This window comes from Treponema vincentii (assembly GCF_010365865.1).
Taxonomy (GTDB): Bacteria; Spirochaetota; Spirochaetia; order Treponematales; family Treponemataceae; genus Treponema.
The window spans coordinates 2,707,488-2,733,847 of record NZ_CP048020.1 but is presented as its reverse complement, the minus strand read 5'-3'; the positions used below and the strand labels follow the sequence as shown (position 1 = coordinate 2,733,847).

23 protein-coding genes and 2 pseudogenes are annotated in these 26,360 nt (G+C 47.9%); 16 read left to right on the top strand and 9 right to left on the bottom strand.

Going from position 1 to position 26,360, the window contains the following annotated elements; genetic code table 11:
- Nucleotides 1-34: 34 nt before the first annotated feature.
- The 4 genes from GWP43_RS12995 to GWP43_RS12980 all read right to left on the bottom strand — a co-directional run bounded on the left by GWP43_RS12995 (nt 35) and on the right by GWP43_RS12980 (nt 1,407).
- Nucleotides 35-232 (bottom strand): hypothetical protein, encoded by a 198-nt coding sequence (locus GWP43_RS12995; RefSeq protein WP_162664505.1) that lies wholly within the window; start codon nt 230-232, stop codon nt 35-37.
- Between the two features lie 10 nt (nt 233-242).
- Nucleotides 243-482, bottom strand: coding sequence for a PspC domain-containing protein (locus GWP43_RS12990; protein ID WP_162664504.1), 240 nt, complete (start codon nt 480-482; stop codon nt 243-245).
- Between the two features lie 71 nt (nt 483-553).
- Complete coding sequence (locus GWP43_RS12985) at nt 554-1,093, bottom strand: DUF1700 domain-containing protein (RefSeq protein WP_162664503.1); 540 nt, start codon at nt 1,091-1,093, stop codon at nt 554-556.
- Complete coding sequence (locus GWP43_RS12980; protein WP_162664502.1) at nt 1,090-1,407, bottom strand: PadR family transcriptional regulator; 318 nt, start codon at nt 1,405-1,407, stop codon at nt 1,090-1,092. Before GWP43_RS12980 ends, GWP43_RS12985 begins: the two co-directional genes overlap by 4 nt.
- A 583-nt stretch (nt 1,408-1,990) precedes the next feature.
- Between GWP43_RS12980 and GWP43_RS12975 the strand changes: the two genes are divergently transcribed.
- The 4 genes from GWP43_RS12975 (at nt 1,991) to GWP43_RS12960 (ending at nt 8,641) form a co-directional block, all read left to right on the top strand.
- Nucleotides 1,991-3,490, top strand: coding sequence for a hypothetical protein (locus tag GWP43_RS12975; RefSeq protein WP_162664501.1), 1,500 nt, complete (start codon nt 1,991-1,993; stop codon nt 3,488-3,490).
- Between the two features lie 14 nt (nt 3,491-3,504).
- A complete protein-coding gene (locus tag GWP43_RS12970; RefSeq protein ID WP_162664500.1) occupies nt 3,505-6,816 on the top strand; it encodes a tetratricopeptide repeat protein in 3,312 nt (1,103 codons plus the stop codon).
- Between the two features lie 47 nt (nt 6,817-6,863).
- Complete coding sequence (gene deoC / locus GWP43_RS12965; protein WP_162664499.1) at nt 6,864-7,511, top strand: deoxyribose-phosphate aldolase; 648 nt, start codon at nt 6,864-6,866, stop codon at nt 7,509-7,511.
- A 227-nt stretch (nt 7,512-7,738) separates the two neighbouring features.
- Complete coding sequence (locus tag GWP43_RS12960) at nt 7,739-8,641, top strand: amidohydrolase family protein (protein ID WP_162664498.1); 903 nt, start codon at nt 7,739-7,741, stop codon at nt 8,639-8,641.
- A 52-nt stretch (nt 8,642-8,693) separates the two neighbouring features.
- Here the strand turns inward: GWP43_RS12960 and mnmG are convergent.
- Nucleotides 8,694-10,596: pseudogene (gene mnmG / locus GWP43_RS12955) on the bottom strand (tRNA uridine-5-carboxymethylaminomethyl(34) synthesis enzyme MnmG).
- Between the two features lie 138 nt (nt 10,597-10,734).
- Here mnmG and GWP43_RS12950 point away from each other — a divergent pair.
- Nucleotides 10,735-11,127, top strand: a complete 393-nt coding sequence (locus tag GWP43_RS12950; protein WP_162664497.1) for a thioesterase family protein — start codon at nt 10,735-10,737, stop codon at nt 11,125-11,127.
- A gap of 124 nt (nt 11,128-11,251) precedes the next feature.
- Nucleotides 11,252-12,278, top strand: a pseudogene (gene ruvB, locus GWP43_RS12945) (Holliday junction branch migration DNA helicase RuvB).
- Nucleotides 12,279-12,289: 11 nt separating this feature from the next.
- On the opposite strand, the gene GWP43_RS12940 reads toward ruvB, so the two are convergent.
- Nucleotides 12,290-13,306 carry an RluA family pseudouridine synthase gene (locus GWP43_RS12940; RefSeq protein WP_162664496.1) on the bottom strand — a complete coding sequence of 339 codons (1,017 nt, stop codon included), beginning with the start codon at nt 13,304-13,306 and terminating at the stop codon, nt 12,290-12,292.
- Nucleotides 13,307-13,463: 157 nt separating this feature from the next.
- Here GWP43_RS12940 and sufU point away from each other — a divergent pair, with 157 nt between their 5' ends.
- Entirely contained in the window at nt 13,464-13,886 is a 423-nt protein-coding gene (gene sufU, locus GWP43_RS12935; RefSeq protein ID WP_162664495.1) for a Fe-S cluster assembly sulfur transfer protein SufU, read from the top strand.
- Between the two features lie 42 nt (nt 13,887-13,928).
- On the top strand, nt 13,929-15,110 hold the full coding sequence (locus GWP43_RS12930) for a haloacid dehalogenase-like hydrolase (protein ID WP_162664494.1): 1,182 nt from the start codon (nt 13,929-13,931) through the stop codon (nt 15,108-15,110).
- Here GWP43_RS12930 and GWP43_RS12925 read toward each other — a convergent pair.
- Nucleotides 15,061-17,448, bottom strand: a complete 2,388-nt coding sequence (locus tag GWP43_RS12925) for a peptidase U32 family protein (protein ID WP_162664493.1) — start codon at nt 17,446-17,448, stop codon at nt 15,061-15,063. The genes GWP43_RS12930 and GWP43_RS12925 overlap by 50 nt on opposite strands.
- 131 nt (nt 17,449-17,579) lie before the next feature.
- Here GWP43_RS12925 and GWP43_RS12920 point away from each other — a divergent pair, with 131 nt between their 5' ends.
- The 5 genes from GWP43_RS12920 to GWP43_RS12900 all read left to right on the top strand — a co-directional run bounded on the left by GWP43_RS12920 (nt 17,580) and on the right by GWP43_RS12900 (nt 24,146).
- Complete coding sequence (locus GWP43_RS12920) at nt 17,580-17,957, top strand: NifB/NifX family molybdenum-iron cluster-binding protein (RefSeq protein ID WP_230977722.1); 378 nt, start codon at nt 17,580-17,582, stop codon at nt 17,955-17,957.
- 63 nt (nt 17,958-18,020) lie between these two features.
- On the top strand, nt 18,021-19,001 hold the full coding sequence (locus GWP43_RS12915; protein ID WP_162664492.1) for an AAA family ATPase: 981 nt from the start codon (nt 18,021-18,023) through the stop codon (nt 18,999-19,001).
- Nucleotides 19,002-19,004: 3 nt separating this feature from the next.
- Entirely contained in the window at nt 19,005-20,354 is a 1,350-nt protein-coding gene (locus GWP43_RS12910) for a DUF58 domain-containing protein (RefSeq protein WP_162664491.1), read from the top strand.
- Nucleotides 20,338-22,323: a transglutaminase domain-containing protein gene (locus GWP43_RS12905; protein ID WP_162664490.1), complete on the top strand. Its 1,986-nt coding sequence runs from the start codon at nt 20,338-20,340 to the stop codon at nt 22,321-22,323. The genes GWP43_RS12910 and GWP43_RS12905 overlap by 17 nt, the downstream gene beginning before the upstream one ends.
- A complete protein-coding gene (locus GWP43_RS12900; RefSeq protein WP_162664489.1) occupies nt 22,320-24,146 on the top strand; it encodes a tetratricopeptide repeat protein in 1,827 nt (608 codons plus the stop codon). Before GWP43_RS12905 ends, GWP43_RS12900 begins: the two co-directional genes overlap by 4 nt.
- Here the strand turns inward: GWP43_RS12900 and GWP43_RS12895 are convergent.
- Together GWP43_RS12895 and GWP43_RS12885 are read right to left on the bottom strand one after the other, a co-directional pair.
- On the bottom strand, nt 24,127-24,303 hold the full coding sequence (locus tag GWP43_RS12895; RefSeq protein ID WP_162661914.1) for a hypothetical protein: 177 nt from the start codon (nt 24,301-24,303) through the stop codon (nt 24,127-24,129). The genes GWP43_RS12900 and GWP43_RS12895 overlap by 20 nt on opposite strands.
- Before the next feature lie 246 nt (nt 24,304-24,549).
- Nucleotides 24,550-24,729 carry a BrnT family toxin gene (locus GWP43_RS12885; protein WP_162661913.1) on the bottom strand — a complete coding sequence of 60 codons (180 nt, stop codon included), beginning with the start codon at nt 24,727-24,729 and terminating at the stop codon, nt 24,550-24,552.
- Between the two features lie 440 nt (nt 24,730-25,169).
- Here GWP43_RS12885 and GWP43_RS12880 point away from each other — a divergent pair, with 440 nt between their 5' ends.
- From GWP43_RS12880 to GWP43_RS15660, 3 genes are all read left to right on the top strand, one after another.
- Entirely contained in the window at nt 25,170-25,508 is a 339-nt protein-coding gene (locus GWP43_RS12880) for a hypothetical protein (RefSeq protein WP_162664487.1), read from the top strand.
- Between the two features lie 358 nt (nt 25,509-25,866).
- A complete protein-coding gene (locus tag GWP43_RS12875) occupies nt 25,867-26,163 on the top strand; it encodes a hypothetical protein (RefSeq protein ID WP_162664486.1) in 297 nt (98 codons plus the stop codon).
- Nucleotides 26,160-26,357, top strand: coding sequence for a sporulation protein Cse60 (locus GWP43_RS15660; protein WP_162664485.1), 198 nt, complete (start codon nt 26,160-26,162; stop codon nt 26,355-26,357). Before GWP43_RS12875 ends, GWP43_RS15660 begins: the two co-directional genes overlap by 4 nt.
- Nucleotides 26,358-26,360: the final 3 nt, after the last annotated feature.

Sequence of the window (26,360 nt, the reverse complement as noted above, 5' to 3'; positions counted from 1 at the left end):
TCCTAATATTCTAAAAACATATCTTAGCAATATTCTAAAATAAGAATGCTAAACCGCTGAAAAATAATCCTGCCAATAGGAGAGGGATGCTGCATAAAATCATAATAATCAACGTAATGCTAAAGATTAAGAGTTTGAATGAGAATTTCAGGAGACCGCCTGCGATGGCAAAGACTAATCCGCCTATTCCGAACAGACTAAGCAGAATGCACAAAATAATGATCATCAGCATTTTCCTCTCCTTACCGGTCAGTATCGCTTGTGTTTTTCCTGATATACTCGTATTCGAGCGGTTCTTCTTTTTTAATAGGCATTACCAATGCGCAGATAATATAGCAGAAAATACCGCTTCCGAAAAAAAGAGTCGCAAGAATCCACAGCAACCGGATAACGGTTGAGTCGATGTCAAAGTATTCGGCAATACCGCCGCATACGCCGCAGATTTTCTTATCGCTTTCACTTCGATAGAGTTTCTTGTCCATATAAGCCTCCAATGTATGTGGTTTTGAGGATCACTAAAAGCTCACTTGAGCTTTTAGCAATGCTCGTTCATCTATTTATTTGATTTGTTTTTAATATGCTTGCCAATAGCGACAATTAAGGCGCTGATGCCGTAAAAGATCAGAAGTGCAAAACCGACAAGTATTAATGCACTGCCGAACAATAATAAGGCTGTGGCAGAGCCGAAAAACAAGCTGCCGATTCCTTTGATAAAAATTGCACCGGCGGCAATTATCAAAGCAAAGACAACTGCAAAGCCGGCAAATCCGAGCGCTACGATGGTTACTACTGCGGCAATGATAAGCGGTACCGCAACGGGCGCGGCGCAAATAGCCAATATGGTAAACCAAAAAGCGCGCCAGCCGCTTTTTGTAGAAGCTCGGGCTTTCTTTGCTTCTTTTACGGCATAATCGGATAAAATTTTTGAAGCAACATGTGCGGGGCTTCTCAGTTCCCGTATTACCTCTTGTTCATTTTGACTGCCGGCCTCGTCAAAGTATTCTTCGTAATACTGTAATGCAGCTTGTAAATCTTCTTTTGGCAGTCGGTGCAGCCGTGCAGCCAGCTCAGTCATAAATTCTCTACGGGTCATGAATGCTGTGCTCCTTTAAAAATTTTTTCAATCAATTCCTTGTAAGACTTCCATTCGTCGCAGTATAAGCTCTGCTGCCTTTTTCCTGCGGACGTTATGCGATAATATTTTCTATTGCGCCCATCAATAGGCATATCATATGTTTCTAAAAAACCGGCACTTTGCAAGCGTTTTAATACCGGATAGAGTGTCGATTCGGAGATGGACATGACGTCCTTTACATCCTGTGTTAACTTATATCCGTAGGAGTCTTCATTACTCAAGAGGGCGAGCACGCAAGCTTCAAGCAATCCTGAGTTAATTGAAAAAAGCACTTTTACCTCCTGAGGTTTATATTTCTAAATATACGCAACCATTTGTGGAAAAATCTAACCAAGTTGTTAGAGATACTCTCATCTTAGGTTGCAACTTTTATAATATTATTCATAATATAATATGTTGTCAAGTATAATATTTAAGAAAATATTACGATAGGCCGTTACACTCTCCTCATGACAACCGCACTGAAAATATGCTAAACAGGTTTCCCCGTTTGTGCGAAATTTTAAGCAAAATTTTGCACAGTTTATTTTAGGAGAAGGATAAACGCATCAGATGAATAAATCCAATTCCGTAGAATAAAGAGGTTGTGAGACAATTTGAACCGCAAAGAGGTTCAACTCTGGTTGAACGGCCTCTTTATTCGTGCGGAGGGTTTAATCCCCCGACGCTTGCGTCGTAACAAAGGGTATTAAAGCCGACTGCAACCACCTTATGAGAACAACATACCCCGACGCTTGCGTCGAGGTTGTTGATTCTGCGGGACTGTTAAAAAATAAACTGATGCGTTTGTCCTAACGTTCCGGTCTATTAAAACTTCCTTAAATGATATATACTTCTGGCCGATAATTGAAAGCGATGATGTGTATAAAAAAGATTTTTGCAGTGCTGTTTTTTTTCTCAAGCGTTCTTACTGTCTCCTTTACCGACCCCGCAGTGTTTGAATTAGGCGGAAAACATGGCTGGGGAATGTTGCAGTATACCGAAAATATACAGATGTGTCCGGGAAAATATGGGAATCCCGGTATTTCACTCAGCAGCAGTGCTCCAAAAATAACGCAGGAAACCGATCTTTATCTCAATTTCGATTCCCCTTCTATTGTAGAGGAGACTAGTTCCTATACGGTTGTCTCTTCGAATATGCGTTTCATAGGAGCTGAACAGGCAAAGCTCGGCGCAGGGGCGGCGATGTGCAGTCCCCATATAAAAACTGCAGGGTTAGTGCTAAAACCGCAGGACGATTCTTTTTTTGCAGGCGAAAGTTCTGCCGGATCGTTTACGATTGAATTCTGGATAGCGCCGGCGGTTACCGAGAGCGGTAGTATTATTCTACAGTGGTATTCGTCATATTTTGAAAAAGAACGCTTGACCGATCAACATATCATTGCACAGATTATTCAAAACAAGGTGCAATGGGATTTTTTTAACATTTGGCAAGATAAATATAATAACGGTATTTCCATTTTGCTGCGGGGACGCACCAATTTAATTCCATCGCAGTGGTCACATCATCTGATTACGTATGATGAAGAAATCGGGCTGTTAGAGTACCGGATGAATGGACATACGGAGAATATCGTCTACGTTACCGAGAATGGGCGAGAAAGCGATGCCATCTTATTATCAAAAATGGGGCACGCCGCAGACCTTTCAATCGGCGTGCATTATTCGGGATTACTTGATGAAATGAAAATAACCAAGCGATTTATTGAACCGCCGACTTTTGCCGAGCAGACTGCACTGTTTGACCGGTACCACCTTAATGGAGGGCGTTTCGAATCTCTGATTATTGATTCGGGGGGCTCTCTGTCTGAGGCAAAACTGTTAACCGTCTCTGCAGATACGCCGGTACAAACGGATGCTGTATTTTTTATTCGCTCCGGAGAGAACCGCTATGCATGGACAGATACGGAGCCGGCATGGAAACCTATACGCAGCGGGCAGGCAATTACGGGGATGCGAGGGCGGTTCTTCCAAATTGCGGGTGATTTGTATCCGGATGCAGAGGGACAGAAAACGCCTATTGTACATTCCATCAGCCTTGAATATGAAAAAGACTCAGAACCGCTGCCTCCTGCGCGCTTATTTGCAGAACCGAAAGACGGTAGTATCGAGTTGTCATGGACGCCATCGATTGATTTTGATGTAAAAGGTTATATGGTATATTATGGAGAACGCCGAGGAGAATATTTTTCGGCAGGCTCACCTCTGAATGTGGGTAAAGTTCTTTCTTATCGCATACCGAATTTGCATAACGGTAAAATTTATTTTTTTGCCGTTGCTGCCTATGATGACGAGGCAGGTACGCGGGTAGGGGCGTTTTCTCAAGAAGTATGGGCAAGGCCGCGGAAGGAATAGCGGTCAGAGGGATTATGTCAGACTCACTTGATTTTATCTTTGAACGTGCGAATTCAGCTTTAATTACTCAAGATTTCGAATATGCCGAACGGTTGTTGACCAATGTGCTGAAAAAACATCCGGACATACTACCGAGTGATAAGGAAAAAATTGAGAACTTGTTAGCGCGCGTTTATGGTGATGAAGGTAATCTTGAGCAGTCACTTGCGACTTATCTTTACTTATATGAACGTGCTCCCGATAATATTGAGCTGATGCTGAACCTCGGCCGTATCTATCGCCATTTGGAGCGTTATGAAGAAGCACTCAAGATATTAGAGAAAGCACAGGCGATCGGCGGCGATACCGATGAAGTATTATACAGTCTTGCAAAAACCTATAAAAAGATGGGGGAGTATGCAAAATCTGCTGAGTATTTTTCCCGCGCAATCGAAGTTAAACCTGATCATGCCCATGCCTATGATCGGCTCGGTAATCTGTATGTTTTAACCGGTGAAACGGATAAAGCAATTGAAATATATAAGCAGGGTCTCCGCGTAGACTCTAATCATCCCTATTTGAATTTCCACCTTGCCGGACTTTTATGCCAAGAAAAGAGGTATGAAGAAGCGATTGTATATTACAACTCGGCGCTTCGTGTTAATCCGGCATGGGGGGAAGTATTGACGGGCATCGCTGCTGCCTATTTACAACTGGATAAACTTGATGATGCATTGAATACCTATCGATCGTTGCTTCGTATAGCCGGTGAAAATGCTCCGCTTTATACTAAGCTCGGTTATCTTTTTGAAAAGAAACAGCTTCAACAAGAAGCCGAGCAATATTATTATGACGCGTTAGCAATCGATTTTGGATATGCTCCTGCTGCACTTGCCTTAACAAATCTTTTAGAAAAGAAACAGCGGTATAATGAAGCGCTTCCAATTTTACTTGCTGCGGAATCTGCTCCGGTAAATACCGACAATCATGCACTACGGCTTAAGGCTATCCAAATGTGCATATATGCTAAAGATTATGCAAAGGCTCATGAGCTTTTTGGACGGCTGGACACAGAACACAATAACAGTCTCAATGCTCTTAAATTACGGGGAGAGTTGTATGCCCTTACAGGCGAGGTTGAACGAGCTGAAGAGACATTCAGACAAATATTAAACATAGCGCCGTCAGCGATAGAGTTCCGCCAAGAACTCGCGGAGCAGTATCTTTTGGCGCATAAATATGAGGAAGCTAAGGAGCAGCTGAGGCTCTTCTTGAAGCAAAAGCCGATCGATATTTCCGCATTGATGGCATTAGGTAGAACCGAAGAATTGCTGAATAATCCTCAGGCTGCATATCAAGAATATCAAAAAGTACTCGAATTAAAACCGAATGCTATTGAAGCTCGATCTGCTCTTTCGCGGTTATTTCAAAAACGAGGGGATACGCTTGAGGCATTAAAAACGGCAAATGAGATCCTTAATATGCAGAGCGACTCCGAATCTGATGAACCGGGACAAGATATGGCTGCCTCACTCGATCTCTATGAGCAGGCAGCAGAAAACTATATAGCGGATCCGTTGTTAACCAAAAACCTTGAACAGCTGAAATCTGACGATTCGGATCTTTATATTTCTCCGGCTGAGCTGAACCCGGAGCCAAAACAGAGAATTCCTTCATTACGAGATATATCAATATCCGAGCGAGAACTCCCTTTTGAAATGCTTATCGAAGGGACTGAAGAAGTGAAAGAACTCCCGTCGGAAAAAGACGATGTTTCTATGGACGGTATACAGTTGACAACTGGTCAACAATCGGATATATCCGGTCAGCCCGTATTTCCGTCCCATCCAAGCACGGTATCTGTACCCCATGCATTCGGCGCCGGGAATTTTGATGCTACCGGGCTTGCAGCAACAGGTCGTAGTGCCGGTGACATTCCGCAAGTAAAAACCGGCTTGTCGGATGGCCAAGTAGGTGTAGCAGCCAGTGAGACTTTTGCTTCTCCTGTCGATGAACTTTATCTTAATCCTAATCATCTTGGAAATAGTGCCACCTTTGGTGTAGGCAGTATCTCTCAAAAAAATGCACGCGCATTGCATAAACGCCAAGATCTTCTTCGTGACGAGGTAATACAGGAAAGATTAAAAGATATGGATATCTACGGAACGACAATCGGTTTTTTACAGGATGTCATTTCAGATATTGATAAGCAACTGGATGAAAACCAATATGCGCAGGCAGTCGAGGTTTTGGCTGAAAGGATAGCTGAAAATCTTAGTCGAAAAATACCGCTTCAATCGACCGCTCTAAAGCAAGAACCTGAGGAGCAACCGGTTCAATCGGAAGAACAAACATTGCAAGAATCGGCGGAAATATCTCAAGAAGACAGAGTACCAGCCGCTACCACAGAAGAAGTCGAAGACTCTGCCGTCGCAGCCGCAGAAGAAGAAAATACTGCCGCTGTAGCAGAAAAGGAATCCGAAGACACTCCCGTAGAAGAGGAAGCTGTTGCAGTAACAGAAGGGGAGGAATGTCTACAGATTGCCGAACCACAGGAAACTTTCCCGGATACGGAAGAAGATCGTGTGCCGGTTGATAAGGATGTATCGGTGAATGATGATAGTGTTCAGGTTGTCGAAACTGCGGAAGAAGATATTTTTGGCACCGAGGAAAATCAGGCAATTTCACTTGAAACCGAAACTGTTCCGATTGATGAAATAATGGAGCAAGATCATGCCGAAGCGGTTACAGAAGGTGCAGTGGAGGAAGAACCTGTTGATATTCAATCTGATCTAAATCAAGAAGGTGACGCAGAAGTTGCCGTTGAGGATGAAGAAGTTGCTGCTTCCGAAGATTCCGAGATAGAGGAAGAATATGAGTCGAGTGATAACCAAACGCCATTTGTCCTTGATCAGGAACAGCAAAATCTTTTATGGTGCCATGCAAAACATCAGATTAAAGACTCACCTTCATTTGAGCAATATCTTAATACTACCGATCCCGAACAGCTTGCTCAGTTGTTCTTGTATTTGCGTGATTTAGCCGCCTATCTTCCGCAAGAAGAACTCGAAATATTTCTTAACAGCAGTGAAAGAATACAGATATATTATATTATTGCCCGGTTGTCGGGAGAACTGGGACTTAAAGAACGTGCGAATCTTATTAAGCAGGCCTGCAGCGTAGCGAGTGCTCAGCCGCCATATGATGATGTATCAGTATTTAAATTGCTGAGTTATTTACGTGATTTAAGTATTGAGTTGCCGGATCAGGATTTGGGGATAAGAGTAAGACAAGAATTGGAACAATTAATGGCGAATATGTCGGCGGTGTTGCCTGACTTATCATAAGATGCAAAGATACCAAATAGGTGTCTGTTATTTTTTAGGAGAATAACATGGAATTAAATAAGTATATCGATCATACTTTATTAAAGCCTAATGCCGTCGAGGCAGAGCTTGTTACTTTGTGCAAAGAAGCGAAGGAATATCATTTTGCTTCGGTTTGTGTGAATCCTTGCAATGTTGCGTTGGTAAAAAAAGAACTTGCAGGCTCCGATGTTATGACGTGCAGCGTTATCGGTTTCCCATTCGGCACACAGACAACCCAAGTAAAATGTGCTGAGACTGAACAAGCGTTAAAAGATGGTGCTGACGAAATCGATATGGTGATTAATATCGGAAAATTGCTGGAAGGCAATACAAGCTATGTTGAAAAAGAAATTGCTGCGCTTGCCTCAATCTGCCATGCAAAAAAAGCTCATTTAAAGGTCATTGTGGAGACTTGCTATTTGTCCGAAAAGGATATTGCAAATGTCTGTGTTGCGGTTGAACAGGCCGGGGCGGATTTTATTAAAACTTCTACCGGTTACGGTTCGCGCGGAGCATCGCTTGAAGATATCTCTTTATTTAAGAAATATCTCAAAAAAGATACCAAGATTAAGGCGTCAGGCGGTATTCGCAGTCGTGAGGATGCGCTTAAATATATTGAAGCAGGGTGTTCAAGGATTGGCACTAGTAGCGGCGTCAAAATAATTAATGGGTAGATGCGCCGATCGATTGCTGTTTTCTCAAGCATGGTGAGTGAATGAATTGAAACTGTCGTATTGATGCCGTACAAATGATATACTTGCGGAGTATCTCGGAGGATATTCCGGCGAATACTATAAGAGTCAGGGGCTTCAAGATTTCCCGATATTTACCGATAATTATACCGTCGGCTTGTCGGAATATGCATGTCGGATATCAGTAGAGGCGCAAAAAGGGTTTTAGAATGAAAGATATTGAGTATTTAAAATCGCGACCAAAGTCGGATACGCATAATCATCTTAATTTGAGCATGAAGTATGAACACTACAAGCATTGGGCGGGTGTGGTTATTCCGAATTTTCCCCGCAAAATGGCAGGTCTCGATGAAATGCATCAAGTAATCGGTTCTTATACCCGCCCGCGCTGTAAAACGGCAAAAGACGTCAAAGCCCTTTTCGAAATGTCCATTCAGGATGCGATTGCCGACAACGTTGTTTGGCTTGAAACGTCAATTGATATCGGTTTTATAAAGCATTACGACAACAATATTGATAAGTTCTTATCCGATGTTTCGAGGCTTGTATCAAAATACAAAAAACAAATTGAAATACGCCCCGAAGTCGGCATTCCAAAAACACTCGACCGAGATTTTATTCGCACATGGGTGTATCCGCTTTTTGAAAGCAAGGTATTTAAGAATGTCGATTTATATGGCACCGAGGTTTTTGAAGGGATCGAGGATTTCGGTTATATCTTTAAACTGGCCGAAAAACATAATATCAAAAAGAAAGCGCATATCGGAGAATTTTCGGATGCACAATCGGTTCGTAAATTCGTTGAATTTTTTGAGTTGGATGAAGTGCAGCACGGTATCGGAGCCGCTTCTGACGATTCGGTGCTGAAATTTTTAGCCGATCGTAAAATACGCTGTAATGTGTGTCCGATGAGCAACGTGATGCTGAGCGCCGTCCCCAGTTTAAAAGAGCACCCCATCAAAAAAATGATCGATGCGGGAATTCCGATAGGGCTCGGTACCGATGATCTGTTGTTCTTCGGCAAGACAAACAGCGATCAACTCTACGATATGCTGGAATGCGGGCTTATTACCGATGCTGATGCTGAGATGCTGATGGCGGTGCGGGGCTAGGTGATTCGTCTTCTCTGCGATTAGCCGGAGAATATACGAAACTAATCTTTTCTTATTTTATCGCGACCATCAATACCATAATGTCCGAAGGGCGGATGCCGGGAATTCTGCTTGCCTGTCCGATTGTTGTGGGCATTACCCGCTTTAAGCGTGCAAGCGATTCCGTCGAAAGCCCCGAAACCGCATCGTAGTTAAAATTCGGCGGGATGCGGCTCGTTTCCATCTTCTTCATTTTATCAATTCGTTTATCCTGCGCAATAATGTAATGCTCATAGCGGATTTCAAGTTCCGCCGAGTTTTTAATTGTCTCGGAATACTGTGCACTTGCGGGATCGCATCGACAGATCAGCTCAAGCGGAATGAGCGGATCGTGCAGCGCGTCGGCGAAAGACTTGCCGAGATGACACTGCAACGCGGGTTCCGCCTCCACAATGCTGCCGGTAATTTTCACCTCCCGCCAGTGTTTAATAAGCTCACCGCGCTGTGCAAGTTTTTCCTGCAGGCGGGTAAAGGAGCTTTGCTTTTGCAAGCCGATGCGGTATGCACGCTCGGTGAGCCGCTCATCGGCAGTATCGTGCCGGAGCTTGAGCCGGTATTCGGCGCGGGCGGTGAACATTCGGTAGGGTTCATCGACCCCTTGCGTGATAAGGTCGTCGATCATTACGCCAATGTAGGCTTCGTCGCGGCGGAGTGTGAACGGTTCGTAGGCTGCCGGTTGTGCGCTGCTGTGGCTGAAAGCTCGGGCGTACAGCGTTGCGTTGATTCCGGCGATGAGGCCTTGGCCGCCCGCTTCTTCGTAGCCGGAGGTGCCGTTAATCTGCCCCGCGGTAAAAAGCCCTGCGATCCGGCGGGTTTGTAAGTCTGGCCCCAGCTGCAGCGGAGAGACAACTGCATAATCGACTGCATACGCGGGGCGGGTGATTACGGCATCGGCAAAACCGGTGAGGGTGCGGAGCATTTGATCCTGCACATCCTCCGGCAGCGAAGATGAAAATCCGTTGATGTACAGCTCATCGCTCATCAGGCCTTCCGGTTCGATATACAGTTGGTGCCGCGTGCGTTCGGAGAACTTGCGTACCTTGTCCTCGATGGAAGGGCAGTAGCGGGCGCCTGTTGCGTGGATTTTCCCCGGAAAAAGCGGCGAGCGGTGAAAGTTTTGCCGGATAACCTCGTGGGTATGCTCGTTGGTGTAGCAGACATAGCACACTGCCGAGGGGCGGAATATTTCCGCCGTATCGAAGGAGAACGGGCGCATCACGGCATCCGCTTCCTGTATTTCCAGCTGAGAAAGATCAACGGATTTTCTCAGTACGCGGCAGGGGGTGCCGGTTTTAAGCCTGCTCATCGTGAAGCCCTTGCGTGCAAGGGCGCTGCCAAGACCGATCGCCGCTTTTTCGCCGAGGCGGCCTTCTTCCGCTTCGAACTCGCCGATGTAGATTTTCCCTTCCATAAAGGTTCCGGTTGTGAGCACCACCGCCCGTGCGGAAATTGTCCTGCCGCGCGCCGTCAGTACCGCCTGTACGCTGCCGCCTTCCACAAGCCCGCTTTCCGCAGTCTGCGAGGAGATAACATCGACAACCGTATCTTGATAAATATGGAGATTTTTTTCTTTTTCGAGTGTGTATTGCGCAGTCTGCGCATATAAGAATTTGTCCGCCTGAATGCGGGGTGATTGCACTGCCGGCCCGCGGCTTTTTATTGAGAAGGCGGTATTGAATCATACAAGCATCGGCGAGTTTTCCCATCTCGCCGCCGAGGGCGTCTATCTCCCGCACGATATTGCCTTTAGAAACGCCCCCAATCGAGGGGTTGCAGGACATCCTGCCGATAGTATCAACCGTTTGTGTAATAAGAAGGGTTTGTGCGCCCATCCGTGCAGCGGCGAGTGAGGCTTCGATGCCCGCGTGCCCTCCGCCGACGACAATCACGTCATAGTCCGAATAACGAAAATTCATAGCGGATATTATAGCGAAACGGCTCCTGTTTGTCTGGCATAGATTTGTATTTTCGGCTATAACTATGTAAAAAGCAAGGCAATCGCTTGAAATAGTGCCAATGCGATTACCCTGATGTACAACTAGTTGGAGGCAGCTATGGAAGTCGGGATTAAAGGAGATTATACCTTTGTTGTTACAAAGGAGATGCTCGCAACTGCGGTGGGGAGCGGGACGGTGGAGGTATTTGCGACACCGGCTATGATTGCTCGAATGGAAGATACGGCAACGCGCAGCGTGATGCCGTATTTGGACGAGGGGCAGGCAACGGTCGGTACCCATGTGGATGTACGGCATCTTGATGCAACCCCTGAGGGGATGAAGGTTTCAATCCATACCGAATTGGTAGAGATCAATGCAAATGGGAAATTTCTGACCTTTCAGGTTGAAGCGCGTGATGAGCGCGGCGTGATAGGCAGCGGTATTCATGAACGGGCGATTATCAATGTCGACCGCTTTATGGAAAAAGTAAATAAAAAGAAAAACGCATAACTCAAATTACATGTAAGGGAAACCTCAAAAAAACGAGATTTTTAGAGGTTCCTACTATTTTAATACGATGAGTATCTTTTAGCAATGCAGATGAACGGCGAAATATATCAGGATAATGAAATAGATGAATTCGGCATTATACGCGGAGAAAAGCGTGCGGGGGGATGAAAAAGACCGCGCGTTGCGCCCGCAGCTTTTGAAGGATTTTCAGGGACAGCAAAACATCAAAGAAAACCTGTCGGTCTTTATCAAAGCGGCGCGGAGTAGGGGAGAGAGCCTTGATCACCTTTTTTTGATTGGGCCTCCTGGGCTGGGAAAAACTACCCTTGCGCAAATTACCGCGCAAGAGCTTGGCGTTGAATGCAAGATCACCGGCGCCCCCCGCCCTCGATAAACCTAAGGATTTGGCGGGTATTTTGACAACGCTGTCCGAACGGAGCGTATTCTTTATCGACGAAATTCATCGGTTAAAGCCCGCCATCGAAGAAATGCTCTATATCGCTATGGAAGATTATGAGCTTGACTGGATTATCGGGCAAGGGCCGGGGGCGCGGACTGTTCGTATTCCGCTGCCGCCGTTTACGCTGATCGGTGCGACAACTCGTGCCGGTATGGTTTCCAGTCCGCTTATTAGCCGGTTCGGGATCGTGCAGCGCTTTGAATTTTACAGCGACGAAGAGCTTGCTTTTATTATTATGCGTTCCGCCGATATCCTTCAAATCAACATCGGGAAAAAAGCGGCCGTTGCACTTGCCCGCTGTTCCCGCGGAACGCCGCGCGTTGCCAATCGGCTGCTGAGGCGTATGCGGGATTTTGCGTTCATTGAAGGCAGTGATACTATCCGCGAAACAACCGTTGCGCAGGGTTTGGAAAAATTGCACATTGATCGGCTCGGTTTGGAAAACTATGACCGGCAAATTCTTCGCTCCATTATCGAAAACTACGGGGGAGGACCGGTCGGGGCGGAGACCCTTGCGATTTCAATCGGGGAGTCGCAAGATACGCTTGAAGACTACTACGAACCCTATCTTATTCAAACGGGATTGCTGCAGCGCACTCCCCGCGGACGTATGGTTACGGAAAAAGCATACACTCATCTCGGACTAAAAATTCCGGCGTCAGCGGCGCAGACCGGCAGCCTTTTTGAATAGACCGGCTGCCGCTAGAAGCCATCCGGCAGCGGTGCGCTCACCGTCATTGTGTTTTTGCTAATGGGATGCGGGAATGTCAAGCTTTGTGCATGGAGCATTGTGCGCTTGTATTCCGGTGCGCCGTAAAGCGTGTCGCCTAAAATCGGCAAACCGACCGACGCAAGATGAACGCGGATCTGGTGTGTGCGTCCCGTAAGCGGACGCGCTTCAATCTTGACGGCAGGAATACCGCCGATCATGCAGCATTCCAAAACCGTAAAATCCGTGCGCGCATACAATCCGCCGTGCGCCGTACTCAGCTCACCCCACTTTGCCCGTGTGCTTTTAGGGCTTATGCGCCCGATATTATTTTCTACAAAAAACTCGGAGCCTTTCTCCAAATTACGGTATCGCTGCGTATTTCCCTTGTTTCCTGCAACGGCACATACGGCGCGGTAGATTTTTTGCGCGGTACGTTTTTCAAATATTTCGTGAACGGCAGCATTTACAGCGCGGTTTTTTGTAAACATAATAACGCCGCTGGTTTCGCGGTCAAGGCGGTGCATGATCCCTGCGTAAGGAGGATTTCGGAGCGCGGCTTTTGTCCATAAGTAGCGTACAACCGCCGCGTGCAGGCAGTCCCGCTTTTCGCCGCCGACAATCGTTTCTTCCGTCGGAAAAAATGCCGGCTTGTTCACGGCAATCAAATTGCTGTCTTCATAAAGCACATCAGCAGTAGTCAATTCAAAGGCAATATCATCCGCCTGCTTTTCAAAGAAGAATTTTTCTTTATCGAATTCGGCGCAGACAATCTGCCCTTGCAAAAGCTCATATGAAGGGCGGCGAATCTGTAGTCCGTCAACACTGACTGCTCCTGCGATAATCATCCGCCGTATTTTTGAATTTGACAGAGGCGTAATAGAAGCGTTTTTAACCGGAACGGATACGGCCTGAACAAGTTCCGAACGTAGGAAAATGTCGAGTCGCGTTTTTGTTTCTATTCGAAACGTGAATTTCATCTGATTATGATAGCCCTTTTGTGAAAGCATATCTAGCTTATTGAGCGTCATTTATCTTTCAATAAGTTTGTATTGCGGTAATGCTTCATTAACATGATTTACTATACTAATGGAACTGTTTTGTGTAAAATTATCACCGAACTTTTTAGATTGAATCTTTTAGGTGATAGCAATAGAGGAGCGGGACGTGAGCATCGAAACGGTATATCAACAAACATTATTGGATTATTCGCGGAGAACCGAACATAAACATCAGTTGGACGGAGCGACCGGTATTGAGCGCGGGCATAATCCCAGCTGCGGCGACGATTTAACCTTGCTGATTAAGCAGAAGGACGGGATTGTTGAGGACGCTTCTTTTTTAGGTGCCGGTTGTGCGGTTTCAACCGCTTCCACCAATATGCTGATCGATTTAATCAAAGGCAAAACGGTTAAAGAGGCGCAGCATTGTCTTGAGGTGTTTTTTAATATGATGGCAGGAAAGCCGCAGTCCGAGGAAGAATTGGAGAGCCTCGGCGATGCGCAGATTCTCAGCTATTTTGCCGAAATGCCTGCTCGTATTAAATGCGCGACACTGAGCTGGCACAGCGCACAGGTTTTGCTTAAATAAGATAATCGGGCCTTTCAGAACAACCTCATCGGAACATCAGACATGGAAACCAAGGCAACGGATAAGACTCATAAAACAAATAAACCGGCATTAACCGGGAATTGGGAGCCGCAGAACAAACTGCGGTTGGAACGCTTGATTGCGGAAAAAGCTTTTGCGGACAATTATGCCGTCTTTGATTGGGATTATACGTGTATCTTCTACGATATACAGGATAGCCTTTTTCTGTATCAGCTTGAACACCTTTGTTTTAACCTGGCGCCCGAACAGTTTGCCGTTACCATTCGGCACGAAATTCCGCAGGATATTCCGCTCGTCGGCTGCTTTAATAGCGAAGGGCGTCAGCTCACTGCAGCAGATCTTTCGGCGGATTTGGATGACCGCTATCGGTTCTTATATCATGCATATCAACATTTGAACGGGACGCTCCCGCTCGAGGAAGTCGTGCAAACCGAGGAATACCTCGATTTTAAGGCAAAAATTCTGACGCTGATGCGGTATGCGGTAACGGTCTGCGATACCGATATTTCTCAATCGGTATGCACGGGATTGACGCTCCCCGAATTAAATAGTCTTGTAGAAAAAACAATTGCCGAAGCGCTTACCGCTGAAATAAAACAATACACGCTCGTATCACCCATGCGGCAGGCAGGGCGAGCCGGTGTTGTTACCGCAACGTACCGGAAGGGGATACGGATACAGCCGGAAATACAAGAGCTGTTCCGCCGTTTTGAAGAACACGGCATTACTCCCTATATCTGTTCTGCCTCGCAGGAGGACGGCGTGCGGGTGTTTGCCTGTAATCCTGCGTATGGCTACTGCCTCCGTCCCGAACAAGTGTTCGGCAGACGGCGGCTGCGGAATGCCGACGGCGTGTTTACCGATGAGCGGGATTACTCCATTCCGCAAACGTGGCGGGAAGGAAAGGCGGATGCGATACGGACGTTGATTGCTCCGCGGCACGGCGGGAAAGCTCCCATCCTTATTGCGGGCGACAGTGACGGCGATTTTTGTATGATGGATGCGTTCAAAAATGAGGCATTGCTGCTTATCCTGTACCGCAATCAAAAGCCGCACGAAAAGCTCTATCCGCTGATACAGCGCGGTTTAGCCGAGCGCAATGCCCCCGATGCATCGATTATCGTACAGCATCGGAATGAAGAGACGGGGCTATTTATTTCCGGTGTGTCTGATTGTGCCGACGGTTCTGTGAACGTCCTTTAGGCGGTTTTGCTCGTCCGCCGGAGTTTTTGGGGCCGCGCTCTGCCGCCGATTTTTGCCCCAGCTGTTTGAGCTCTTCTACCCGCTGTGGATCGTAGAAGCCTTCCTTCCAGTTAAAGCGCACCGAGTCGGGGAAGGGAGTGCCGCTCCGCAGCGACTGTAAAATAAACCGATAAGCGCGGCGTTCAACGCTCGTATGCGAAAAATCCAGCAAAAAGCGTGAGAACTGATGATGCTGTAAGGCGTGGTATCGGTCTACAACCGAAAACGGCTTGTCGGATAGCACAAAAGAGGCGGATGGGGTAGAAAAAGCTCTGAACGCCTCGCCCTGCTTGTCGGAAAAGTAGAGGAAGTTATAGTTTTTCGGCAGCGTAAAGCGCATTCTGAACAGTACGGAATACGAAAAAAGCGGCAGCAGTACCTGCGGGCGCAGCTCCGGCGCAAACACCGTTTCGATATTCGCCTGAGAGCTTTCGGCGGGAGGAATGTAGGCGCAGATGCCGTTCTCCTGCAGCCACGAAACAGCCCAGCAGTTAAAAGTGTACAGGTACGGCCCCGCAACTAAAAAGTTCTTTTTATTGCGGAGCATGGAAATATGCGCCGGATTATTCACGATAAATTGCGTATACCCCTGTGCGGTTAGCTGTTCAAGCTGCTCCGCAAGGATAGGCTCCTGTTCCTGCGGCACAAAGGGATCAAGCGAAATAAAGATTTCCCGTTTGGAGAACGGCAGCGGTTTTGCCTGCTGTTGATTTTGCTGCTGCGGATTGGGCTGTTGTCCAGTCAGCGCCGGATAGGTATCCTCATTCAAATTGATAATAACTCGTACCGGTTTATCCGCAAGGATGGTGTGTAAATCTGCAATGGAAGAAACCTGAACGTAGAGCCCTTCGGGGAAGATATCCGCAGGCTTTTTCGCAAGGCTCTTTTTGACGGGTGTTGCAGATGGTGCGGTTGCCGCAGCCGTTGATCTCACCGGCAGTGCATCTCCGGTAGGTGTCGTAGATGCTGATTTTGAGGGCGCAGACTTGCTTGTATCGCCGAGCGTCGGGAAGCCTGCTTCGAGCGTCAGCATCGGCAGCGCTTCGTCGTTGGGCTGTTTGCGGTATTTTTCGAGCGAGGCAGGCAGCAAACGAGGGTAGCGTTTGGTCATCGCCTTGGTCTGCAAGAGATATACGCTGTCGCCTTTGCCGGAATCCGCAGGCAGTTGCAGCCATGCGCCGGATTTGCTTTCCATTATATCCTGAATTTTCCAGTTTTCGCGTCCGCTGTCGTCCTTCTTATGAATGCGCACCGAGTCGCCTTTCTCCGGCGTATAGTGCCCGTCTTTCAGCTGTACATAGTGTACCGCCCTCGTGCCGTCTTTAAACGGGACTTCCTCCACGGCGCCTTTTTTAATGCCGTCGATAATGCCGAGGTAGATGCCGGTGCCGCCCGCCTGATCGGGGTTGAGCACTTCTTCCGCGCGGGTGCTTTTAAAGCGGTAGCCGGTCTTTTTCCGTGCAAAGTCGTTCGCTAAGATACGCTTGCCCGTTTCGACCGCCGCCTTTTTATCGGCTTCCCAGTTGTCGATGACATACCGGTAGGCGGATACCACTGTGCCGACATACTCGGCGCTTTTCATTCTTCCTTCTATTTTAAATGAGGCAACGCCTGCCTGAATCAAATCGGGGATATACTCGATGAGCTGTAAGTCCGCCGGAGAGAAAAAGTAGCCTTCCCGGTCGCCCTCCGGCTCATGCGCCGTGTAGAGGCGGCGGCACGCTTGGGTACACATTCCGCGGTTCGCCGACTTGCCGCCGAGATAGCTTGAAAAAAGGCACAAGCCCGATTCGCTTACGCAGAGCGCCCCGTGTACGAATACCTCCAGCTCGCAGGAGGTGTTTGCATGAACGGCACGGATTTCTTCCAAGCTCAGTTCCCGTGCCAGTACCGTCCGTGATACCCCCCAGCGGCTCATCGCATTGGCTGCTTTTGCGCTTGCAATATTGAGCTGTGTTGAGGCGTGGAGCTTGAGATTCGGAAAGTGTTTGTGCGCCATTTGAATCAGCCCGAGATCCTGCACGATAATGCCGTCCGGGCCGACATTGTTGAGATATGCCAAGAACCGATAGAGCCGCTCCATCTCATTCTCGGTTACAACCGTATTGACGGTAACATATATTTTTTTATTCCGCTTATGCAGTACATCAACCGTTGCCTCAAACTGATTCCACGCAAAGTTTGAAGACCGCATACGGGCATTAAAGCTCTTTAAACCTAAATAAACGGCGTCCGCCCCTTCCGCAATCGCTGCTTCCAATGCTTCGGGATTCCCCGCCGGTGCTAATAATTCGACCATCCCGCTATCATACCGAAAAATTACGGCGCTGCATAGATATGGGGTGACCGGTTTTATCGGATTATCTGGGAAAGCGTGAGGGGTATTGATCCTCGATGATTATACCAACCTTTAGACAGCCCTCATGAATTATGATACACTCAACCAATATGAAAATCGCAGCGACTTATGATATTTTAACGAATTTGATTTTCCAGCATTTTGGAAAAACAGAGCATTTTAAGGTTTACACAATTGAAGCCGGAAAAGTAACGAAAACCGAAGTAATCGATAACGGCGGTTTCGGTCATCACGATTTGGCAACCTATCTTAAAAGCCTTGGAGTTGAAACGCTCATCTTAGGAAACCGCGGACAGGGTGCGATTGATGCGCTGAACAACGCCGGAATTCATCAGCTTGCCGGCCTTACCGGCTCTCCGGATGAAGCTGTCGCAGCTTTTTTAGCAGGCACATTACAGGATAATCCGAACGCTCAATGCAATCATCATGGGGAACATCATCACGAATAGGATAGGACAGTACCTCTTTTCATAAAGTTGAGGTGTTCCGCATACTATGCTATAATCTCCGCTATGAATACCGAAAAAACGGCGGAACGGCTTCTTTCCGCACTGGAAAAAGCGATTAAAGGAAAGAAGGATGTTCTCCGTCTTTTTATTACCGCATATCTGACCGGCGGGCATGTTCTTTTAGAGGATGTGCCGGGCGTCGGGAAAACCACACTGGTAAAAACATTTGCAGCACTTATCGAAAAAGACGGGCAGGCGGCGCGGTTCAGGCGTATCCAATGCACCCCCGACCTTTTGCCCTACGACATCACCGGCGTGGAAGTCTTTAATGCAGGGCTGAATACCTTTGAATTTATGGAAGGTCCGGTGTTCGCAGACATCCTGCTTGCGGATGAGCTGAACCGCACTCCGCCGAAGGTACAGTCTGCCTTACTGGAAGCGATGGCTGAACGACAGGTAACTGCCGGTACGGTAACCCGTCCGTTAAGCCCCTACTTTTTTACAGCGGCTACGCAAAATCCTGTAGAAAGTTTAGGTACCTATCCGCTCCCCGCTGCTCAGTTAGACCGGTTCAGTATATGCCTGTCGATCGGCTACCCCGATGAAGAAGCGGAAACCGAATTGCTGCATGAACAAACGCACCTTCCCGCTGCAGAACCGGAGCCGGTTACGCCGGTTGTTTCCATAGAGGATATCGCAGCTTCGCGGGAAGAACAGCGGCAGGTATTTGTGCATCCCGTACTCGAGAAGATAATCGCGCGAATCGGAAAAGAGACCCGTGCCCATCCTGCGTTTAGGCTCGGCACATCGCCTCGCGCCGGTTTGCATTTACTGTACCTCGCCCGCACCTTTGCGCTTGTCAACGGACGCAATTGGGTTGAGGATGGAGATATCCGCACACTTAGCTCCCTCGTACTTGCTCACCGGTGCTTGATAAAAACCGGCGACGGCTCGGCTTCGGAACTCATCAGCAGCATCACCGAAGCGGTTATCCGCACCGCCGACAAACAAACGGATTGGACAAAACCGGCTGAGGCACAATAAGGCATGATGCGGATACGGATTACGAGGCACGGCGCAGTATACACCGTGATGGGTGCGCTGCTTTTAATAAGCGGCTTGCTCCGCGGAGAGCTTTTGAGCGCGGTATGCGGCGGGGTACTTATGCTCTATGCCGGTTTCGCTGCCGCTGCTGTAGCGGTTACCGCCCTGTGTTGGAAATCGGAAGAACCTGACCTTGCCTCAGACGGCGGCGGCTTTACGGTTACTCCCGCCTGTTCCAAAACCGTGCAGTCAGAATCTGCAAAGACCTTCCCGCCTTGTGTTCCCGGAACCGCAGCCTTTTATACTATTGAGTTTTCACTATCGCCTGAACCTACCGCAGAGACGGCCGCACGTCTTTCCATCCCCTTGCAGGGAATACAAACAAAATATTATCCCGAAAATCTGACCCGCGGGCGGTACTTTTATAAACGGCAGTATCTCAATATCCGGGACTTTGCCGGTTTTTTTGCCGCGGTATATACGCAGCCGCCTTGTCTGTCCGTACCCTATATCGTAGTACAGCCGGTGCTTTCGCCGCAAAAAACGGTATTTCCCGATCTCCGTTCCCGTGCCGTAAACGATCTGCCCTCACAAGAGCGCACGAATGAACTCTATGAATCGCGTCCGTATTTTCCCGGCGACGATCCGCGGAAAATTCACTGGAAGCTCTATGCACACACCAATACGCTTTCCATAAAGCTCGGCGCTTTTGAACCGCCGCCGGTCAAGCGCTTAACGATATATATAGAAGAGCCGGTGTGCGTTAAAAAAAAAGAACGAGCTTTGACAGCCTCCGTGTTTGACGCCTTTATCGGCCGCCTTTCCGGCGTGATTATAGAGCTGCTCAATGCCGGTATCCAATGCTCTCTTCTATTATATGATTATCCGCAGCAGTCCTTGCAGCGGTACGAGATAACCGAGGAAGGAGCCGCCGCGATTGCGCAGATACAAAATCTGCTAGCCATACCGGCGCTCCGTGCTGCATCGGAAGCGCTTCCCGATGCGGCGGCGGTCTTTAAAGCAGTGCCGGACGGCGGGGGATTGTTATACTGTTATATGCCGACAGGGAGTGTTCCTCGAAATGCAGCTGCTGTGTCGTTTCGCCCGTCGCATACAGAAGGTATAATCGGCGTTGAAACGCTTTTTTGCCTTGCCGCGCCGCCGGCATCGGAAGACTTTATGCAGGCCGATGAGCTAGCACATCGTGTCCTAAGCCGGGGGTACATACACCGGCTGCTGTACGCTCCCGCCGCTTCCGCACGGCAGGATGCTTTTTATCGAAAGGTGCAGGAAGCTGCCGAACGGGAACTCCGTATCTTTACCGCAGGAAATTGCCATGCAGAATTACTCTAAACCTGCCGCCGTGCTCCGTATATGCTCACTCCTGCTGCTCCTTTCGGTACCGTACCGCTATCTTGCCGGTATTCTGCCTGCAGCGGCGCTGCCGGTATGGGGGCTTTGCTGCACGGCGGCAATTCACTTTCTGCATAGAAAGGGAATTCGTGCGGAAGCGGCAGCGATTATCGGTTTTTTCGCCGCGCTGCTTATCCCTGCATGTGTACTCGGCTTGCTCGCGTTGATACCGCAGCTTATTGCGGATACCCTCTTTTTGCGCATCAAGCTGATATTCAGCTTACTTGCGCTCACCGCCTTCATCAGCGTTACCTCAACGGCGCTGTTCATTTCTACCGAACGGTGGCGGCGTTATGAACCGCTTGCTGCTATTCTCGTGTTCTCCCTGCTGTTTTTTCCGCAGCAGCACTATCGTCTGACAGTCTTTTCCAATCCGCTCTTTGCGGCGGGCTTTGCCGGTGTTTTCATGCTGCTTCAAACAGCCTTGCTCTGCATTCCTTTTTTAAAACGCAGACGGTTCGCAGCGTTTGCACTCATCTTTATCGGTTTAACGGTGGTTTTGCTTGCGCTCCTCATCAGGACATTTAATAAAGGCTCTGTCGGCAATAACGGCGGACTGCTCGAACAAAAGCTTTTCGAGTTCGATTTTTCTCAGTTTTTGCAGTTGCAGGATGAGGTAAAAATGAACACCAATCTGGTGATGGTGGTGCATGTTGATCAGGAATATGATTCGCACTTGTTCCGCCGTATGTATCTGTCGGGCTGGAGTCCGCAAAAAGGATTTTATGAAAAGTCGGCGCCCGGCGAACCGGAGCAGCCGCTGCGGATCACTCAGCAACCGGCGGAACTTCCGCATCAGTCTTTCCTGTGCCGCGAGCGGGTCAGTCAAGAAATATTTACCGTCAACCTCGATCCCGATTCCCTGGTCGCGCTCGATTATCCGCTGTCGGTAACGCCGTATACGGTTTGGGACACGGTGAGTTTTAAAGGCGCTTACAAGGCGGAAAGCGAGGTGCTGTACGGTGTGCCGCTCGACCTTATTACGGCGGAACCTCCGTCGGGAAATCCAGCTGAGGGGCTTTCGGCGGAAGCCTTGCGTTTTTATACGACCGTAGATTCCGGCACAAAGGCGCTGCTCTTTCCTATCGCGGAATCGGTTACCGCCCCCTTTGCGCTCTACTATGATAAGGTCTACGCCTTGCTCGACTATTTCCGCGAAGGCGAGTATCGATATTCGCTTCGTCCCGGGCAGGCTCCCGATGGCGATCAGCTCCGGTATTTTGTAACCGAATCGAAAAAGGGCTATTGCTCGTACTTCGCCTTTGCGTACTGCCTCATGCTCCGCAGCCTCGGCATTCCTGCGCGGCTCGCCGCCGGTTTTTTTCTACAGCCTGAATCGGGTATCCTCAATTATTATCCGGTGCGGGCGAATATGGCTCATGCGTGGGTGGAAGTTTTTTTCCCCTATCTCGGCTGGGTGGATATAGACCCGACCACCGAACAGCTCGCGGACGGTGAATCGCTCGATTTTTCTTTTCAGGCAGGCGGCGATCAATTTACGCAGCTCCTTGACGAAATCCTATTAAACCGCTCGGCGCTCCGTATCAGGCACGGTGGAACGCTTTCGGCGGCAGAAGCCCAAACCGTTGCTCAGCGTGTTTCGCAGTTCTTTAAAATGCACCGCGGAATACTGTTCTGCATTGCTGTGCTCGTTGTGCTTCTCTTGTACGGCGCCTTCCGCGCCTATCCGTATCTGATTATCAGATTTTCAAGGAATAACCGAAAAATCATCCTTACGCTGAAACAGCTCTATAAACATCCGAGCGACGCTTTTTACGCACTCACTCAAAAAGCAAAGTTTGCGCCGTCCTGTACCGACGAAGATGTTGCGATTGCAAAGCAACTTTACCGCTCGGAGAAAAAGCAGGGAAAAAAGGCTTGGAAGCGAAGTCGGAGGGACGGCAAATGAAAGCACAATACCGAAAATACCGGCAGACCGATACACATCATAACGGCCATGCATCACGGAACGGGCTGCTCCTCGTGGTGTTTTTGTTTCTATTACTATTACATCTTTTCCCTGCATCAAACACATCGAACGCTGATGAGCTGCTGCAAAAAGCGGACGCGGCGGTACAAGCTGAAAACTGGGATACCGCTGCTGCGCTGCTCGAAGAAGGTATCGTGCGATACCCGACAAATGAGCTTTTCCAACTCAAGCTCGGCGATATGTATTTTAGCAACGGACTGTACGAACCGGCATACCGCCGCTTCACCGAAGGCCTGCGTATCAACCGATACAACATCAAACTCCTGTACGGTGCAGCGAGCGCAGCGGCGGCGTTGAATAAAGCAGAGGAGGCACGCGCTCTTTTGCACGAATATCTTTCGTATAATCCTACCGATATTTTCGGATGGTCAACGTACGGATGGCTCTGTTTTAAAACGCACCGAACCGATGAGGGGATTAAAGCGATGCTCGATGCCCGCAGCAGCTACGGCGACGACGGCTGTATTGCAAACGCGCTCGGAAATCTGTACGGCGAACTCTTCGACTACCGGAATGCGGCGCTCTATTATCGGAAAGGCATTGAACTTGCGCTGCAAAACGATTCGCTGTACTCGGCTTCGGTGTATTCCTACAACAAGGCGATCTTGGAAACCGAATTCTATCATTTTGATCAAGCTGAAGAAGACGCCCGCAATGCTTCCGACTATTTTTCACGCTCATCAGGATATTTGATTCTCGGAGAGCTTGAAGAGCGGAAAAATAATTTTGACCGTGCGATTGCCTATTATGCGCAGTCGACAAAAGATAATTATACGCCATTGCCGCTGATCAATCTTGCAAAAATCTATCTGCGGATGGGGCATTGGGAGCAAGCGGAGCGTTATATTACACAGATCGAGCGGGTTACCGACTATTCGTGGATTGCGAACTTCGGGATGAGTACGGCGCAATTTTATACTGAGTTGTACGGTCTGTATCAGACGTTATACGAAAAAAAATATGCGGCGGAAAAGATGCGGATACCTGAAAGCGCCAAGGATTTTTTTGTCCGGTCTAAAAATCTTACAAAGTATTCCGCTTTGATTCGATATTATCGAGCGGCTTTTAGTATACATAATTTGAAATTGGCAAAGGAATACACGATAGCGGATACGGACGGCAATACGCACGGGTTGTATAAAAACAGCTTCTATTATCGGGCATTTCAATCGGTACCGTTTAAGGCGCGGCGGTATTTACGCCGTGCGGAAGCGCTGGAAACTTCGGTTATTCCGCAAGCGCGTCCGTCATACATTGCCGAAAAAGGTATCCTGCTCCGCGATGAACAACTGTTGCGGGAAGCGCTGGATGCCCTCGACCCGGTGTGGGAGAAAGAACTGCGGGAACAAGCTGCCGCGGCGCTGATACTCTGCACGAGAAACGCCGAACTGCAAACGGCGCTCTATCAAGAGCTGCTGCAAAGCAATCCGGCCTGCTTTCCGGAACATTGGATACGGTTGCCGGTTACGCTGGCCTGTACCGGTGCAGACGAACGGCTCGGCAAACGAACCGAGAAACGCCTTGCCGCCGCTTTAAACAAATCGTTATTTACGGTTTCCGCACACGCGCCGTTTTCCATCACGGCAGTATGTACCGAAAGCAGCATCCGGCTCAGTCTTATCGGCCAAGACGGCAGCATCTATTTCCGCTATGAACATCCCGCTTCTATTGCCGACAAACATGAGGCAGCTGCCTGTGTCAACCGTTTTGCTGCACAATTGTTTAGAGTTGCGGTGAGGTAGGCGATTTAGGAACGTTTATTTTAAGCGGTTTCCAATACTTAAAGTGTCCCCGCGCAAAATCTTCTTCAGTTAATTCCGGAATATCTGTTGTGTTAATTTGACTGTCGGGAACTGCACAAGCCTCACATTTGGTGATATATTCGTCTAAGTCTGTCATAATACATTTTCCTTTCCTGCGCTGTTGCAGGACGAGCTGAGATAATATGGATTCGACTGGTCTCCGTGTACACAACTTGCACAATGCTTAAACCGGATTTTTCCACATACCCAAAACCGTTATATCTATCTTGTCCGGCGTCGGAATGTTTTATGTCGTATATTTCATAAAAATCAACAACCCCGACGCAAGCGTCGGGGTATGTTGTTCTCATAAGGTGGTTGCAGTCGGCTTTAATACCCTTTGTTACGACGCAAGCGTCGGGGTATTAAACCCTCCGCACGAATAAGGGTCGTCAAAAATAGGCAAAATATCCCGAAACGAAATCCCATTGTTATTTGCATCCTTATGATTCTTGATGTTCGCATTTTCTTTTTCAGACCACCACTCGAATCTGCCAGACTGAACAAGTTCACCTTTTAACATGGCCTACAACCTCTCATCAATATATAGTGTATGTACGTAATTGTCAATAAATTTTGAAAACCTTGAATTTTCCTCTTGACTTTTGAGGGGGGGGCAATTGTTTTTTCATTGATTGATACAAGCTTTCGTAATTGTTGAGGGCAGACTTTTTACACTTGCTATTTTATCTTGGACAGATATGATTTTTTCGTTGACAAGTTTTTGAAAGCAGCGGTATAATTAACCCCATCCGGGCTCTTGAAAAACCGTTTTAAGGCTTTCAAGATGCCCTGTTGTTTTCCCAAAAATTTACAGGAATGCGGCGCTCTATTACCGGAAAGGCATTGAACTCGCGCTGCAAAACGATTCGCTGTACTCGGCTTCGGTGTATTCCTACAACAAGGCTTACAAAGTATTCTGCCTTGATTCGATATTATCGAGCGGCCTTTAGTATACATAATTTGAAATTGGCAAAGGAGTACACGATAGCGGATACGGACGGCAATACGCACGGGTTGTATAAAAACAGCTTCTATTATCGGGCATTTCAATCGGTACCGTTTAAGGCGCGGTGGTATTTACGCCGTGCGGAGGCGCTGGAAACCTCGGTTATTCCGCAGGCGCGTCCGTCATACATTGCCGAAAGCAGTATCCGGCTCAGTCTTATCGGCCAAGACGGCAGCAGCTATTTCCGCTACGAACATCCCGCTCCCGTTGCCGATAAACAGGAGGCAGCGGCCTGCGTCAATCGTTTTGCTGAGCGACTGTTTAGAGTTGCTGTGAATAGAGGTACAAATTAATAATTAAGAATTGATTGTGTATCAAAATTTAAGAAAATGCAATAGATAGCCTTTAGTACATACCTTAACAAATTATCACAACATTTTATCACGAAAACAGACCTCTGACTGTAAGAGTAAAGGTAAGACGCGCAAGACCATGTTACGGCTGGCTTGCAAACGGCTTGCCTTGTCATCAATCAGAAAAGCCGATTGTATCGGTTGTTTTTGAGCGGTTAAACAGGTTATTGCGGTTGTCTGTTTAATCGCTTAAAACGCGAGACGGATAGCCATAAGCACTCCGGAAGCACGTAGGGAAACCGCAAGTCAACCTTACGTGCTTTTTTTTTATCCTTTGCCCTAAGGATAGGAGGTTCTTATGAAAAAATGGAAACGATTTAAAGCGCGTGTGATAGATCACCTTGTTATCACAGATGAGCATATCACTATGGAAGTAGTAATAGAAAGTTGCAGAAAGAATTTATACGTAGCATGTTTTGATGCCCATCTTGAAAAAAGCGATATGCCTAATATTAAAAATAACGATTTTGCAAATCTCTTCCTGCGAGGGCATTACTACGGCTTCGGTGTGAATTGGAAATCTATCAACTCACAAGCTATTGATTGGAGCGAGTGCCGTCTATCAGAGAAACTCCAGCGGAGGATAACAGCATGACATACGTTAAGAAGGTGAGGGTTTTTACAGTAGCAGACCCTTGGGATTTAGAAAAACATGTTAATCGATTTCTTTCAGAAGAGATGACGCGAGGTTTCAACATCATCGACATTCAATATCAAACAACGTGTACACGGCATGATCACGCCGTCTATTCCTGCATGGTGTACTACAGCGAACCTATAGAGGAATAGCAG